Genomic DNA, 13,978 nt, shown 5'->3' on the forward strand with positions numbered 1-13,978 from the left:
GGGACGATGAATATGGCGGACCAAGTTAACGGGACAATTGCTGCAGCCGGAACGGCGCCGCGTCCCGAACGGGAATACGAAGAAGTTCTGTATTATGAACACATGCCGGCTGGTTTCTGGGTCCGATTCTGGGCGTACCTGATCGACTTGATCGTAGTGGCTTCCGCTTCCTCGATTCTGGTAAAACCCATTTTTCTGTTGATAGGTGCGGAAACCGCATCTTCTGTGTGGTATGCACCGTATGCCATTGTGACCGCGATTATTTTCTACGGCTATTTTGTGCTGATGACGAAGTTTTTCAGTCAGACAGTCGGCAAGATGATCATGGGATTGCGGGTCATTTCGTTGGCGGATGATAAACTGACATGGGGTACCTTGTTATTTCGGGAATGGATCGGCCGTTTTATCTCAGCGACCATCCTGCCGCTTTACTGGCTTGTCGGTTTTACAAGGCTTAAGCAAGGCGTGCATGACTTTATCGCAGATACCACGGTTATCCACGAAAGCTCGTACCGTAAGCGAAAATTGTTTCAAAAGGCTTCCGCTGAACGGTCTGAGTTGCAAGACGCCTAAGCGTTCTAGTAAGATAGAGGTACACTGAAAGGGAGGCGTTTTGATGGTACAAGTTACGTTTAAGAACAATCCGGTCACATTGCCGGGAAATGAAGTCAAAGTCGGAGATCAAGCTCCAAACTTTACGGTTCTTGGAAATGATCTGAGCCCGGTCACATTGCAGGATTCTGCTGGTAAAGTACGGTTGATCAGTGTTGTGCCTTCGCTTGACACAGGAGTTTGCTCAGACCAGACCAAACGGTTTAGCGAAGAAGCTGCTTCACTTGGCGAAAACGTAGAAGTATTAACGATTTCGGCAGATTTGCCGTTCGCCCAAAAACGGTGGACTGAAATCAATGGCGTGGATTCGATTACAACTTTATCGGATCATCGGGACTTGGATTTCGGACAAGCATACGGCACCACTATGAAGGAGCTGCGCTTGCTTGCGCGTTCAATTTTCGTTATCGATGCGAATGATAAAGTGGCTTATGTGGAATATGTCCCAGAAGGCACAGACCATCCGGATTATGACAAAGCGCTTGAAGCAGTCAAAAACCTTACAAACTAAAACAGAAACCCACTCTTAATCGAGTGGGTTTCCTTATTGAGGACGGAGAAACAAATGAATTCATCTATGGAACAAGTATTTAATTTTATCGACCAGCACGCGACAGCGTATCAAAAAGAACAGGATCTCCCTTATCTCGAGAGCTTGCTGGAAACGACGGAAAGCTGGCTTGATGGCCATATTCAGCCAGCGGCGGAGGCGGGCAAGGAAGATATCCGTAAAGCGATTCAATTGGCTGTGTTGAAGGGCATGAAAGAGCATGTGCAGCCGCATCACCAAATGACGCCGGACGCGCTTGGCTTACTGGTCGGCTATCTTGTTGAATTGTTTGTAAAGCAGGAGAAGTTCACGCTGATGGACCCTGCGCTCGGCACAGGAAACCTTATGCTGACAATCATGAATTACCTTGATGGCCGCATTACAGGAACGGGCGTCGAAATTGACGACTTGCTGATCCGCTTGGCCGCCTCGGCCGCTGATCTTGTCGAGCAGCCTGTTACTTTCTACCGCCAAGACGCACTTCAGCCGCTATTGATCGACCCCGTCGATGCAGTAGTATCCGATTTGCCGGTAGGCTATTACCCGGATGAAGAAATAGCTGCTCTTTTTGAATTAAAAGCAGAAGAAGGCATGTCTTATGCGCATCATTTGTTTATCGAACAAGCGATGAAACATACCGTCGATGGCGGCTATTTGTTTTTTGTTGTGCCAAAAGCGCTGTTTGAATCGCCGCAAGCCGGAGAGCTCCATGCATTCCTGAAAAAGACCGCTTATATCCAGTCAGTGATGGAATTACCGGACACCCTGTTTAAAAACTCGGCGCACGCAAAAGGCATCTTAGTTCTTCAAAAGAAAAAAGAAGGTATCAAAGCACCGAAAGAAGTGCTGCTCGCCCGCGTGCCGAATATGTCGAATCCGACAACGATGTCGAAATTCTTCTCCCAAGTGAGCACATGGTTTAAAGAAAACAAACAATAAAATGGCCGAATTGTGTTATAATGGAAGTCATAAAACACCCACAAGTAATAAGTAGAAGAAAAGAGGGATGATCATGACTGAAACAAACGAAACACCAAAAAAAGTGAGTTTGCAAGAAGCGGTAAAACGCCAGCTGGAAGCGAAGAAAAACCAAGCAGCAAACAGTAAAGGCGGCAACAGTGCTTCAAAAGAAGCGAAAAAACTGAAAAGCCAACAAACGAAAAAAGTCAGCAACACACGCCGCAAAATGGGCGTGTAATGAGCAAGCCCGGCCCTGTGCCGGGCTTTTTTATTTGCATTTCTAGCAGCTAACCGGAAGTTTGAAGAACGGCTGGCATCTATTGGAAAGAAATTGTAAACTGGAGACGAAGAACTTTTACATAACAGGAGGAATTGGATATGACGGTAATCGGTCTAGTAAGGCACGGCATCACGGAATGGAATTTAGCGGGCATCGCTCAAGGCAGCTCGGATGTTTCATTGAACGACACTGGAAAGAGCCAGGCGGCTGCGCTAGCAAACCGGCTGGCATCAGATGGGCCATGGGATATGATCGTGTCAAGCGATTTGGCGCGCGCAAAAGAGACTGCGGAAATCATTTCGGAAAAACTGATGCTGCCGATCAGTTTTTTCGATACGCGGCTCCGTGAAATGTCCGGCGGTGAAATCGAAGGGACGACTGAAACGCAGCGCTTGGAGAAATGGGGCGCAGATTGGCGGAAGCTGGATTTGGGGATGGAGACATCTGACAGTGTCGCCCAACGCAGCATGGAAGCGGTAGACAGCATCTTAACAAAGTTTGAAGGCAAACGCGTGCTGGTGGTCAGCCATGGTGCTTTGATCGGCATCACGCTCCGCAGAATGCTGCCCGAGCGATTCGGAAAAACAGATTTGCAAAACACCTCAATCACTATGCTTGAACATAACGGCAGCGAATGGGACTGCAGCTTGTACAATTGCGTAAAACATTTGGAAACTGCAGGAATCAGAGACTAGCCTCTAAAATCTTATTATCCAGGCGCAAGCCTGAATTCGATTTGTTAAGGAGCTGATTGCATGGCGGATAACCAGTTATTCGACCGGGAAAGCCTGCGTGCGGATTGTTCCAGCTGTGCAGGATTATGCTGCACAGCGCTGGCTTTTTCGGCTTCAACCGATTTCGCTTACGACAAAGCAGCAGGGGAGCCATGCAAGAACCTGCAGCAAGATTTCCGGTGCAGCATCCACGATAAGCTTCTGCGATCCGGCTTTAAAGGCTGTGCTGCATTTGATTGCTATGGCGCAGGGCAGCAAGTGACCCAACAGACATTCGAAGGAAAAGACTGGATAAACCAGCCGGAAATTGCACAAAAGATGTTCCGTACTTTGCCAGTGATGATTGAGCTGCATGAAATGCTTTGGTATTTAATAGATGCCATGGAAATGGCTTGTCCGGAATTATTGCGCCGGGATCTGGAACGGCAATTCGCTGAAATAAGGCAGCTGTCTGAATTGGCAGCGGATGATCTTATAGCACTCGATACCGCTGCGCTCCGCAATACGGTCCGGCCCCTATTGGCGCAAGCCGGAAAGCATATGCAAAAAGCTTCGAGAAAAAGCAAAGCCCACAAGGATTTTCGCGGCAAAGAGTTGATGGGCGCAGAGTTTAAAGGAGCAAATTTGGTGAATGCCGATTTCACGGGCGCTTACTTAATAGCGGCAAATTGCCGGATGGCCGATTTCAGCAAAGCCAATTTTCTTGGCGCAGATTTGCGTGATGCCGATATAAGCGGCGCTGATTTAACCGACAGCCTTTTTTTAGCTCAAAACCAGGCCAATGCTGCAATTGGAGACAGCCGGACAAAGCTGCCGGCACATATTAACAGACCGTCCCATTGGGCAAAGGGCCAAAGAAATTTCTAAAAGAAAGCGGGAACGATATGCTGCCACAGGAAATTGCAGTTCAAAAAATCACAGACAGCCTGCGCAAAGACCGGAGGGTTAAGGCGATATTCCTTAAAGGATCGATGGGCAGAAATGAGTATGATGAGCATTCGGATATCGACTTATACTGTCTCGTGGATAAAGAAGACGAAAAGGAATTCTTGAGCAATCGTTTAATGCATCTGCAAGCTTACCGCCCTGTCACTTTTCAGGATGATATCTTCATCGTTGCGCCGCAGCTGATCGCAGTATTCGATAATTTTCTCCATATCGACTTGTTCACTGTAACAACGGAAACATTTTCTGGGAAAGACTATTTCAAAGTTCTCCATGACCCAGAAGACAGGCTCACCGCGTTCATCGACACACAAGGACTGGAACTCAGCAGGAGTGAGTTTCGCGATCACGTCAATGACGTTGCCTGGTTTTTATTCCAGTATAAAAAAGCATCTTCCCGAGGCAATGGCATTTGGTCTGTCAAAATGCTGGCGAATGCTGCGGAACATTTGGCTCGGGTGCTGCTCTTTAAATACGCACCCCAAAGAGCACAATTAGGGCTGAAATCGTTGCAGCATTCTTTGCCAACAGACCTCTTTGGGCAAGTAGAAGAGATTTTTGAGGCTATGACACCTGTACGCCATGCGGAATCGGTTGCAGCCATGAGCCGGCTGGTCAAGAAAGAATTGCCGTGGATAAAAGAGCATTTGGCAGACGGGGCGCATATTGAAAGACTGCTGCAGAGCATGCTGGACCTTTACGCGAGGGAAGAAAACGGAGTGCAAAATCTCATTAGCAATAAAAAGGGTGAGTAAAGGGCTTAATAAAAAAGCTGATTTCACAACTGTTCAAAAGAGCAGCGGAATCAGCTTTTTTTATTTTTCTAGTAAAGTTTTGAAGTAAAGGTTACATAATATGATTATTATTGGGTTTTGGCCGCACCCACAATTTTGAAAAGTCGACATAGCCGAAATGCGAAATTTTGACGTTCATCAATTCCGCTGAAAAAGGGATTTGTCGTTTTCCGTAATACAGGGGGACCATTATGGAGTACTCAACTAAATTTGTTTCGAATTCAAGATTCAAGGAATGCCAGTCACTAAAAGGGACCGTGCAGTACTGCGAAAGAAGCTGTTCCAGCTTTCGCTGGGTCGGAATGATCGGGCGGAGAGGAGAAAGGCCGTTGACCAAAAAATAAAAAAAGGAAAAATCCTGGTTCATTTCAAAAACTTCTCCGTGTATATACAGGTCGGCCTCCTGCTCAAGGCCATTATCGTGCATATAATCTTCAAACGGCATTAAAACCAATTCTACAGGAATGCCTTCTTGTTCCAAAACGGCTTTCAGCCAATTGGCTGTGTCTTCGAGATAACCGGTAGTTTTGAGGATGATTGGCCTTTCAAAATGTGGCAGCGGCACATACTGTGGAACAAAGTTTTGGCCATATCCGATCAAAAGCCCTTCGTCATTCGGCAAAATCCGCGGATCAACTTCATTGATTGCTGGCCGATGTTTCGCAATGGCGTAATGGATAAAGTCCCGCACTTCTTTGCGGCGGATCGGCGAATCACGAAAACTGTTCATAAAGACTACGCCGACGCCTGAATCGCTTTCAACCAAAAAGGTCTTCTCGGTTTCACTGGTTTCCGATGACCGGTATGTAATATCGATATCTTTTGGGACTTGAACAAATTCAATTTCATCCAGCAGTGGACGTTCTCCATAATAATCTTCGAAAGCCCTTAACACAGTCTTCAGCTCATGGCTGTCGTCTACATAGAAGCTTCCGCTGCCGTATAAATTGCCTTTGGATTCTTTAAAAATGCTGGAGTTCATCATGCCGAGCATGTGCAGGCAATAACTGCAGCCCCCAGGAAAGTGCAAATCGACAATGAGCGGGGCAGGGACGGAAATGCTGCTTACCGGCTTCCACAGTTCACTTAAGTTCGGATAAGTGCGCATGCGGTTCAGACATTCTGCAACATCTTCGGCTGTAAGGATCGAACCGTCATGGAATTTCACGCCTTTTTTTAAATACAGCCGCAGGTGCGTCCACGAAAGGTCCCAACTATGCGCAAGTTCAGGCGAAACCTTTCCAGCGCTCTCGACCGAAACGAGCCGGTTGAAGACTGTCGCGACGAAATTGGCGCTGTTGACATCCGCCATCTCTAATGGGTGCATAGTCGCCAGCTTATATCTGCGGGGGATGATCAGCTTCGCAATTTCCCCGCTAGTTTGTGAATAGCCAAATTTGCTGCGGAAGCGCTCAAGCAGTTCAATCTTAGCTGCTTCAGACCAATCGAACAATAAATATTTGCTGCTGATTTCCACCGGTTCCTGCTCGATGATTGCCACTGCCCGCTCCATAAAAAGCTCTTCCACATCCTTCAGCCAGAACAGAGCAGAAACGTTGCCGCGGCCTCGTCCAGCGGTATAGCTCAACCATCCTTCATCCGACCACTTACGCAAATAACGCGCAGTCTGTTTTGCGCTCAATGCCAGAATATCAGCTATATCTTCTTTTTTTGTTTCTCCGGATGGCACCGAAGTCCATAACTTTAACAGTAATTTTTCCACGGGGACCCCTCACTTACAAAAAGTGGACATATAATTAAATATTGTCCATTTTTAAATTAATGTGTCTAGTTTAATATAACTAAGCAAGGAGGGGATGACAAGATGCGCTGGAGCAAATACCCGCAAAATATTAAAGTACGTTTATTGACATCGTTTTTTAACAGGGCTGTTTTTTCAGCAGTCATGCCTTTTATGGCTTTATTTTTTGCTGAAGAGATGGGCAAGGTCTGGGCAGGCACCTTCCTCATGCTGACAGTCGTAGTCGGCTTTTTCATCAATTTAATCGGGGGCTATATTTCAGATCGCTTTAACCGGAAAAAGGTGGTGGTCGTGACAGCCGCTTTGAGTGCGTTGATGTTCTTGTTCATGGCATTAAGCCTGCTTCCTGGAGATCGGCTGATCTGGCTGTTTGCCTCTGCCTATACGATATTTGTCGTTACGAGCAGCCTTGGCCGCCCGGCGATGCATGCAATCATCATCGATTCCACGACGCCGGAAAATCGGAAAGCGGTCTTTACGATCGAGTACTGGTTGACGAATTTATCCATGGCGATCGGAGCCGCACTTGGCGGGCTGTTGTATGTTAACCATCAGATTGAGTTATTTGCATTACTGACAATAACTTCAACCTGCTTGCCGATTGCCTACGGGATCTGGCTGACAGATGACAAAGTTCAGCTGCTCGCAAAAATGCACAATAATGTGTTCGTTGATGTCCTGCAGAATTACAAAGTGGCTTTCCAGGATGCGCCGTTCACGAAAGTGGTGGCGGGTTCGATGTTCATCTTTGCAGCTGAATTCACGCTGAACAGCTATATTGGTGTCCGCCTTGCCGAATCCTTTAAGACCATCAGTGTTAACGGCTTTGATATTGGCGGCGTGCGGATGCTCAGCATCCTGAACATCCAGAATATGCTGCTGGTTGTCTGCTTGACCTTTGTGGTTAATAAAATCGCTGACCGCTTTAATAGCCGACATGTCTTATTGTTCGGCTTGCTCTTGTATAGCATTGGCTATATCGTGATGACTTCAGCTGACACGTGGTATGTGCTCATCGGCTTCACGTTAGTTGCGACGCTTGGAGAACTCATTTATTCTCCGGTACTTAACGCGAGAAAAGCGAATATGATGCCGGATGACAAAAGAGGATCTTATTCCGCATTTTCTGGTGTATCATTCAGCGGAGCGGATATGATTGCTCGTTCCACAATCATCATTGGTGCGTTTTTGATGCCGGCAATGATGTCGGTATACATCGGCGCCATCTTAATTGCCGGAACGCTTTTGGTATACAGCGGCTTGTTCATACGAAAATCCGCTGGTGGAAAAATGGAATTGTCGAAGATCTAGCCTATGGTGGCCGTCCAGTCCTTCATCGGAACGGATGGCTTTTTCCTTTGCGCTGGAAAAGGCTGGGGCAAAAATGGACCATAGCTCCAAAGCATATGCTAAAATATATTAACTATAATCAAAATTCTGACCTTAGGGGGGCTGAAAATGGCGGAACTGGAAAACAGCCGGCTTTATTTAAGGGAATTGCGCAGCGGGGATCTGGAAGCGGTCCATAGTTATGCGTCAATGGAGAATGTGACGCAGTTCCAGCCTTGGGGACCAAATACGCTGGAAGAGACAAGGTCATATATCAGTGATGTACTGAAAGATGCACAAGAGCTGCCGCAAAGCCGTTTTGTGTGGGTAGTCGTGTTGAAGGAAACAGAAAAAGTGATCGGGGCAGGAGAACTTTGGTACGACAGTTTCGAGAACTCGTGCGGAGAAATCGGCTATATCCTGCATCCCGATTATTGGGGCATCGGGATTGGCAGCGAAGTGGCGCAGCTGCTGTTGGAGTTCGGTTTCAAGCACAGAGCGTTGCACCGCATCCAAGCAACATGTGCGCCGGACAATACGGGTTCACAGAAATTATTAGAGAAAATCGGCATGCAGCCTGAAGGGCGGATCCGCGATGCCTTGAAGATGAAAGGCGGCTGGCGCGATTCACTCCTATACGGCATGCTGGAAAGTGAATGGAGGGACCTGCAGAAATGAAGTTCGTTATAATATTTGGGCCGCAAGCCTCCGGAAAGATGACCGTTGGCCAGGAGCTTGGAAAAAAGACAGGTTTTCCATTGCTCCATAACCACATGACGCTTGAATTGCTGCATCCGTTTTTTGGCTTCAGTGAAGAAACGTTTCGGCTTTCCGCTTTGTTTCGGGAAGAAATATTCAAATCATTGGCTGCTGGAGATTCAACAGGCTTAATTTTTACAATGGTGTGGGAATTTGATAGGAAAGAAGACTGGGACTTTATCAATAAAACAAAAGCGATTTTCGAGGCGTCCGGCCACACTGTGTACTTTGTGGAGCTCGAAGCAGACGCGGCAATAAGGATTTTCCGCAATAAGACGGAAGCGCGCCTTGCCTCTAAACCCACCAAAAGGGATATTGCAGCGTCAGAAAAGAATCTGCTTGATTCGATGGCGAACCACCGTATGAATTCCTGGGACGGAGAAATAAGCCATCAACCATACATACGCATCAACAATACGGATAAATCAGCCGAACAAGCGGCAAGGATAATCTGCAAGGAATTCAGCTTTTAGTTGAGGAGAGGCGATCGTCAAAGCACGAAGCTGAAAAATATAAAAAAGAGCGGAGGCAAAACAGCCCTTGCGCATGCCAGCTTTCGTAAAAACGGTAAAGAGGATAAAAGAAAGCCTTAAAAACAACTGAACGCAGATTTTTCGCAGCCGTTCCATTAAACAACGAATTGCCAAAGTGATTGTTCCAATATTATAAGATGGTCCATCTGCAGGAGAGAGATTCCGAATATCCGAAATTAAACTGGCTGTGCAAGCAACCCAGTGAAGGAGCTGTTCCATTGAAAAGCAAAATAACGTTCGCCTTATTGGTGATACTGACAACCAGCTTGATGGGTTCATCTTTTGCAGTCGCTAAAATTGGGCTGCAATACATATCGCCGCTGCTTTTAGTTGGCATACGCTTTATTCTTGCTGGCGTGCTGATGATTGGAATTGTCCGCTTTTTTAAAAGGCCGCATCCAAAAAAAGGTTTAGACTGGATAAAAATCACGGTTATCGGCGCTTGCCAGACAGCTGGCGTAATGGGCTGTATTTTTTTAAGCCTAAGAACCATCACGGCCGGCGAATCGGCCATCTTGACCTTTACCAATCCATTATTGGTAGTGATTCTCGGGACGATTGCGCTAAAAATCAATTACCGGATCATTCAATGGGCTGGGGTGCTGTTGGGATTATTCGGCGTATTTATCACGATGGGGGGGCAATTGCAGCTGGAAGTGGGTACTCTATTCGGTATTTCAAGCGCATTCTTTTGGGCCACAGCGACCTTGCTTATCAAAAAATGGGGGCAGAACTTCGACGTATGGGTGCTAACAGCTTACCAAATGCTGTTTGGCGGAATCTTGCTCTTGTTATTAAGCCTGTTGCTTGAAGACCTTCAGCTGGCTGTCAATCCGGTATCGGTATTCGTGATGATCTGGCTTGCGATTCCGGCATCAATCGTCCAATTTGCTGTATGGTTTTATTTGCTGCAAAACGGCAATCCGGGAAAAGTCAGTGCTTTCTTATTTCTGGCCCCGTTTTTCGGCATCCTTTCAGGATGGCTGATTTTGGATGAAAAAATAGGGTTAACTTTGCTTGCGGGAGGCGCGCTTATATTCGCAGGAATATTCCTGGTGAATTGGCCGGAAAAAACAGAAGAATCCACTAAACCTGCAAAAACCGTTTTGAAATAAAAAATATGTTAAATTATGTTTATCTTATTCGGGATTCGTGAATATACGTATAGGCGGAGTTTCCGCCAAGCCTGCAGGGGATGTTCTGCTGCTTAGATTGATAGAGAGAACGAGGGACGACAGATGCTTTATAAATACAAGAAATCATCTAATAAAGTTGCCATGGGACTCTTGTCTTTGGTGACAAAAAACAAAAGCGTAAGCCATTTATCGGAAACGATTGAAGTATACGAAAAAAATCCACATATGCAATTATATTTTTGGAAAGAGGGGGAAAATATCACCGGCCTTGCGGGTGTTGAAATCGGCGATAATGATTTTTCCATTCTTCATTTGTCCGTGAACCCTTCTTATCCGGTAGAGGAAACCGGCCTGCAGATCGTGGAAGAGCTGCGTCTTTTGATGCGCAGCAAGGAAATGATCTTGTCCCGCGGTGCTGCCCTCTACCTCGGGAAAATCCGGAACATGGCGGATGATATTTTGCCCTATCGCGAAGCGAAGGAAATTTCATAAAGAAATGATTCGAAACCTGCCATTGTTGGCAGGTTTTTGTATTTTGTTCAATAACTCGGTCAAATACCGAAAAAAATATTTAGCCAGCGTGAAAAAAGATATAATGGGGTTAGATGGAGTGAAGCCTCGGCCTGCATTGGCCGGATAATTGGCTTCATCTCTAATAGATTCGCGCTGCGAAGAAAGAAGATGGAAGGGATGGACTTATTATCTATGGGCAAGGCATTATTAATCGGCCTTGCCGGAGCCGGCATTTTCGTGTTGGTCGGCGCGCCGATGCCTTGGCTGCTTGGGCCATTGTTTACGGTGCTCGCCGTTCAATTGTTTTCACCCATAAAATTAAAATGGCATGCGTCACTCCGAAACGGTGGGCTCGTTATCGCGGGTTATGTTATTGGCTTCGCTTTTACATTGGATGCCATTCAAGGCATGAAACAATATTTTATGGCCATGCTGGTTATCAATATTGCTTTTTTCTTCTTGTTCCTGTTGATCAGTTCATTGATGGCGAAACGGACAAAAGCGGATAAAGCGACCGCCATGACGTGCTGCGTCCCCGGCGGCCTGTCGCAAATCATTTCTTTTGCCGAAGAGCAAAAAGGCATCGACTTGGCTGCCGTGACGTTTTACCACGTGCTGCGGGTGCTGCTGATTGTGGCAATCGTGCCGTTCATCGTCGCAAGCGGCAGCAATGGCCCGCCGCAGCAAGCGGTCCATGGAGAGATTTCCCTGTATTTAATTGCACTGCTGGGACTTGGCTATCTTGCGGGCATTGCCAGCCAGAAGATAAAAGTTCCGACGGCGTATTTGCTGGGTCCTGTTTTTCTCATCATGGGCTTTAATCTTGCGGGCATTGAAGTGCCGGTTATGCCCGGTTCTTTCCTTCACGCAGCCCAAGTGATGATTGGTATTTATATTGGACTGCTGCTGAAAAAAGAAAATATTAAACTGACGAACAAACTCATTTTCTATGCATTCTTCTCAAGCATGCTGTTTATCGCAGCGGCTTACGGCACTAGTTTCATCCTGTCCGATTTGTACGGACTCAGTTTTTCAACAAGCTTTTTAAGCGTTGTGCCAGGCGGTTTGGACCAGATGGGCATCATCGCAGCGTCCGTCCATGCTGACGTCACCGTCGTCACGTCATTTCAATTGTTCCGCATTCTTTTCCTGTCAATTTTCATCGTGCCGTTCGTGAAAATAATTGGCAGCCGTGCAATGAAAGCGGACAATGCTAAAGCCAATCACGGTTTCCAAGAATAAAACACGCTTGACTTCTTAAAAAGGCATGGTAATATTTATTTTTATATAATATATATAGCAGTTGTCGAATGGTCCAGTAATGGCATTGAGTGCAGAAAGCAGAGACTGAACGGAAGGTGCAAGTTCAGGCGTTAATGTACATGAATTACACCATTTATCCTTAGTCAGCTTAGTCAATGAAGTGGTCAGTTTTCTTAGGAGAACTTTCAATTTGGGTGGTAGCGCGGAGAAAACCTTCGTCCCTTATTTTTAGGGATGGATGGTTTTCTTCTTTTTTTATTTTCGCAATATAAGGCTTGGAACTAACAATCCAGCCAATCGAAGGAGGAGCAAGAATGTTTGAAATCAAAAAGGTGATGAATCCATCAACAAAAGAAGCGGTTATTTTGGTCTTGCTCATCGTAGCAAGCATAAGCGTCTCAATTATCAAATGGGAAGCGGTGCCGCATTTGCCGATCGTCTTTTCAATCCTGCTATTGATGGGCTACGGCTTGATTAAAAAAATACCGTACCAGAAAATCGAAAGTGGTTTAGTGGCAGGAGCGGGAGCAGGAATGGGTGCAGTCTTCCTCTTTTTCTTCATCGGCATGCTGATCGGCAGCTGGATGCTGAGCGGTACGATTCCGACAATGATTTATATCGGCTTCAGCATCATCACACCGGCCTTTTTCTTTGCCATCGTTTTCACGGTGGTGTCAATCATTGGGTTATCAATCGGTAGTTCATTGACGACGGTTGCCACTGTCGGCGTCGCGTTTATCGGCATGGCGTCTGCAATGGATCTTTCCTTGGCGATTACAGCGGGAGCAATCGTTTCCGGTGCATTTTTCGGTGACAAGATGTCGCCGTTGTCGGATACCACCAATCTCGCTTCATCGATCGTCGGAGTCAATCTTTTCGAGCATATCCGCAATATGGGATGGACGACGGTCCCGGCATTCATCATTTCCTTCATCATTTTTGCTGTGTTATCGCCTAGCAGCATGGAAATTGACGGCGCTAATATCGATGCATTTCAGGACGGTCTGCTCGCGACCGGCGGCGTTCACTGGTATTCTCTGTTGCCGCTGGTCGTTCTTGTGGCTATGACGCTCGCCAAAGTGCCGGCGCTGCTGGCGTTGGCAGCGACCTCAATTAGTGCGATTGCGCTATCTTACCTGCACCTGGTGTCTAGCCCTGCAGAGATTCTTAATGTCCTGTACGGTGGTTATGTATCGGCGACAGGCGTCGCGGAAATCGATTCCCTATTGACGCGAGGCGGTATGGAAAGCATGCTTTTCACAGTCAGCCTGGTGCTGCTGGCGCTGAGTATGGGCGGTCTGCTCTTTACACTTGGAATTATTCAAACACTGCTTTCAAAAATTGAAAGCTCATTGAAAAAAGCTTCGTCGGTCATTACGGCTTCAGCATTGACGGCAGTGGGAATCAACGTTTTGATTGGTGAACAATACCTGTCTATTTTATTGACTGGCCAAGCTTTTCAACAGCAATACGAAAAAGTCGGGCTCAGCAATAAAAACTTGAGCCGGGTGATGGAAGATGCGGGTACCGTCGTCAACCCACTGGTCCCATGGAGCGTCTGCGGCATCTTTATCGCTTCAGTGCTTGGTGTTTCGACGATGGAATATCTACCGTTTGCGTTTTTCTGCCTATTGTCACCGGCATTGACCATCGCATTTGGCTATGCTGGAAAAACATTGACGGCCATCAACAAATAAACGATTTTGTCCATTCCCGAAAACGGAGAAACAGAGCCGAAAATCTCTTTTTTTATGGAAAATTCTTGTCGCCTCCCTAATCTTTTGCGGTATAATTGGACACATAGCCAA

At 46.6% G+C, this 13,978-nt stretch carries 15 protein-coding genes; 14 read left to right on the top strand and 1 reads right to left on the bottom strand.

Features of this window, described 5'->3' with window-relative positions; genetic code table 11:
* Positions 1-12: 12 nt before the first annotated feature.
* The 7 genes from AC4EHJ_RS00440 to AC4EHJ_RS00470 all read left to right on the top strand — a co-directional run bounded on the left by AC4EHJ_RS00440 (position 13) and on the right by AC4EHJ_RS00470 (position 4,836).
* Positions 13-573: an RDD family protein gene (locus AC4EHJ_RS00440; protein WP_490973642.1), complete on the top strand. Its 561-nt coding sequence runs from the start codon at positions 13-15 to the stop codon at positions 571-573.
* Positions 574-616: 43 nt separating this feature from the next.
* Positions 617-1,123, top strand: coding sequence for a thiol peroxidase (gene tpx, locus AC4EHJ_RS00445; protein ID WP_490973643.1), 507 nt, complete (start codon positions 617-619; stop codon positions 1,121-1,123).
* Between the two features lie 54 nt (positions 1,124-1,177).
* On the top strand, positions 1,178-2,101 hold the full coding sequence (locus AC4EHJ_RS00450; protein ID WP_490973644.1) for a class I SAM-dependent methyltransferase: 924 nt from the start codon (positions 1,178-1,180) through the stop codon (positions 2,099-2,101).
* A 73-nt stretch (positions 2,102-2,174) separates the two neighbouring features.
* Positions 2,175-2,360 (top strand): hypothetical protein, encoded by a 186-nt coding sequence (locus tag AC4EHJ_RS00455; RefSeq protein ID WP_490973645.1) that lies wholly within the window; start codon positions 2,175-2,177, stop codon positions 2,358-2,360.
* Positions 2,361-2,500: 140 nt separating this feature from the next.
* A complete protein-coding gene (locus AC4EHJ_RS00460) occupies positions 2,501-3,097 on the top strand; it encodes a histidine phosphatase family protein (RefSeq protein ID WP_490973646.1) in 597 nt (198 codons plus the stop codon).
* A gap of 60 nt (positions 3,098-3,157) precedes the next feature.
* On the top strand, positions 3,158-4,003 hold the full coding sequence (locus tag AC4EHJ_RS00465) for a pentapeptide repeat-containing protein (RefSeq protein WP_490973647.1): 846 nt from the start codon (positions 3,158-3,160) through the stop codon (positions 4,001-4,003).
* Between the two features lie 17 nt (positions 4,004-4,020).
* On the top strand, positions 4,021-4,836 hold the full coding sequence (locus AC4EHJ_RS00470) for a nucleotidyltransferase domain-containing protein (RefSeq protein WP_490973648.1): 816 nt from the start codon (positions 4,021-4,023) through the stop codon (positions 4,834-4,836).
* Between the two features lie 91 nt (positions 4,837-4,927).
* Here AC4EHJ_RS00470 and AC4EHJ_RS00475 read toward each other — a convergent pair whose 3' ends face one another.
* The gene (locus AC4EHJ_RS00475; RefSeq protein ID WP_490973649.1) at positions 4,928-6,598 is read right to left on the bottom strand and encodes an ABC transporter substrate-binding protein; all 1,671 of its coding nucleotides are present in this window, start codon (positions 6,596-6,598) and stop codon (positions 4,928-4,930) included.
* A gap of 102 nt (positions 6,599-6,700) precedes the next feature.
* Between AC4EHJ_RS00475 and AC4EHJ_RS00480 the strand changes: the two genes are divergently transcribed.
* The 7 genes from AC4EHJ_RS00480 to nhaC all read left to right on the top strand — a co-directional run bounded on the left by AC4EHJ_RS00480 (position 6,701) and on the right by nhaC (position 13,867).
* The gene (locus tag AC4EHJ_RS00480) at positions 6,701-7,948 is read left to right on the top strand and encodes an MDR family MFS transporter (RefSeq protein WP_490973650.1); all 1,248 of its coding nucleotides are present in this window, start codon (positions 6,701-6,703) and stop codon (positions 7,946-7,948) included.
* 147 nt (positions 7,949-8,095) lie between these two features.
* Positions 8,096-8,644, top strand: coding sequence for a GNAT family N-acetyltransferase (locus AC4EHJ_RS00485; RefSeq protein ID WP_490973651.1), 549 nt, complete (start codon positions 8,096-8,098; stop codon positions 8,642-8,644).
* A complete protein-coding gene (locus AC4EHJ_RS00490; protein ID WP_490973652.1) occupies positions 8,641-9,198 on the top strand; it encodes a DEAD/DEAH box helicase family protein in 558 nt (185 codons plus the stop codon). Before AC4EHJ_RS00485 ends, AC4EHJ_RS00490 begins: the two co-directional genes overlap by 4 nt.
* A gap of 278 nt (positions 9,199-9,476) precedes the next feature.
* A complete protein-coding gene (locus AC4EHJ_RS00495; protein WP_490973653.1) occupies positions 9,477-10,373 on the top strand; it encodes a DMT family transporter in 897 nt (298 codons plus the stop codon).
* Between the two features lie 123 nt (positions 10,374-10,496).
* Entirely contained in the window at positions 10,497-10,886 is a 390-nt protein-coding gene (locus tag AC4EHJ_RS00500) for a GNAT family N-acetyltransferase (protein ID WP_490973654.1), read from the top strand.
* 198 nt (positions 10,887-11,084) lie between these two features.
* On the top strand, positions 11,085-12,149 hold the full coding sequence (locus AC4EHJ_RS00505; protein WP_490973655.1) for an AbrB family transcriptional regulator: 1,065 nt from the start codon (positions 11,085-11,087) through the stop codon (positions 12,147-12,149).
* Positions 12,150-12,484: 335 nt separating this feature from the next.
* Positions 12,485-13,867: a Na+/H+ antiporter NhaC gene (gene nhaC / locus AC4EHJ_RS00510; RefSeq protein WP_490973656.1), complete on the top strand. Its 1,383-nt coding sequence runs from the start codon at positions 12,485-12,487 to the stop codon at positions 13,865-13,867.
* Positions 13,868-13,978: the final 111 nt, after the last annotated feature.

The organism is Planococcus sp. TJ-301, from assembly GCF_058268475.1.

Excerpts from the sequence above, each read along its gene's own strand:
- AC4EHJ_RS00440 (WP_490973642.1), top strand. The coding sequence starts at position 13 with ATGGCGGACCAAGTTAACGGGACAATTGCTGCAGCCGGAACGGCGCCG.
- tpx (WP_490973643.1), top strand. The coding sequence starts at position 617 with ATGGTACAAGTTACGTTTAAGAACAATCCGGTCACATTGCCGGGAAAT.
- AC4EHJ_RS00450 (WP_490973644.1), top strand. The coding sequence starts at position 1,178 with ATGAATTCATCTATGGAACAAGTATTTAATTTTATCGACCAGCACGCG.
- AC4EHJ_RS00455 (WP_490973645.1), top strand. The coding sequence starts at position 2,175 with ATGACTGAAACAAACGAAACACCAAAAAAAGTGAGTTTGCAAGAAGCG.
- AC4EHJ_RS00460 (WP_490973646.1), top strand. The coding sequence starts at position 2,501 with ATGACGGTAATCGGTCTAGTAAGGCACGGCATCACGGAATGGAATTTA.
- AC4EHJ_RS00465 (WP_490973647.1), top strand. The coding sequence starts at position 3,158 with ATGGCGGATAACCAGTTATTCGACCGGGAAAGCCTGCGTGCGGATTGT.
- AC4EHJ_RS00470 (WP_490973648.1), top strand. The coding sequence starts at position 4,021 with ATGCTGCCACAGGAAATTGCAGTTCAAAAAATCACAGACAGCCTGCGC.
- AC4EHJ_RS00480 (WP_490973650.1), top strand. The coding sequence starts at position 6,701 with ATGCGCTGGAGCAAATACCCGCAAAATATTAAAGTACGTTTATTGACA.
- AC4EHJ_RS00485 (WP_490973651.1), top strand. The coding sequence starts at position 8,096 with ATGGCGGAACTGGAAAACAGCCGGCTTTATTTAAGGGAATTGCGCAGC.
- AC4EHJ_RS00490 (WP_490973652.1), top strand. The coding sequence starts at position 8,641 with ATGAAGTTCGTTATAATATTTGGGCCGCAAGCCTCCGGAAAGATGACC.
- AC4EHJ_RS00500 (WP_490973654.1), top strand. The coding sequence starts at position 10,497 with ATGCTTTATAAATACAAGAAATCATCTAATAAAGTTGCCATGGGACTC.
- AC4EHJ_RS00505 (WP_490973655.1), top strand. The coding sequence starts at position 11,085 with ATGGACTTATTATCTATGGGCAAGGCATTATTAATCGGCCTTGCCGGA.
- nhaC (WP_490973656.1), top strand. The coding sequence starts at position 12,485 with ATGTTTGAAATCAAAAAGGTGATGAATCCATCAACAAAAGAAGCGGTT.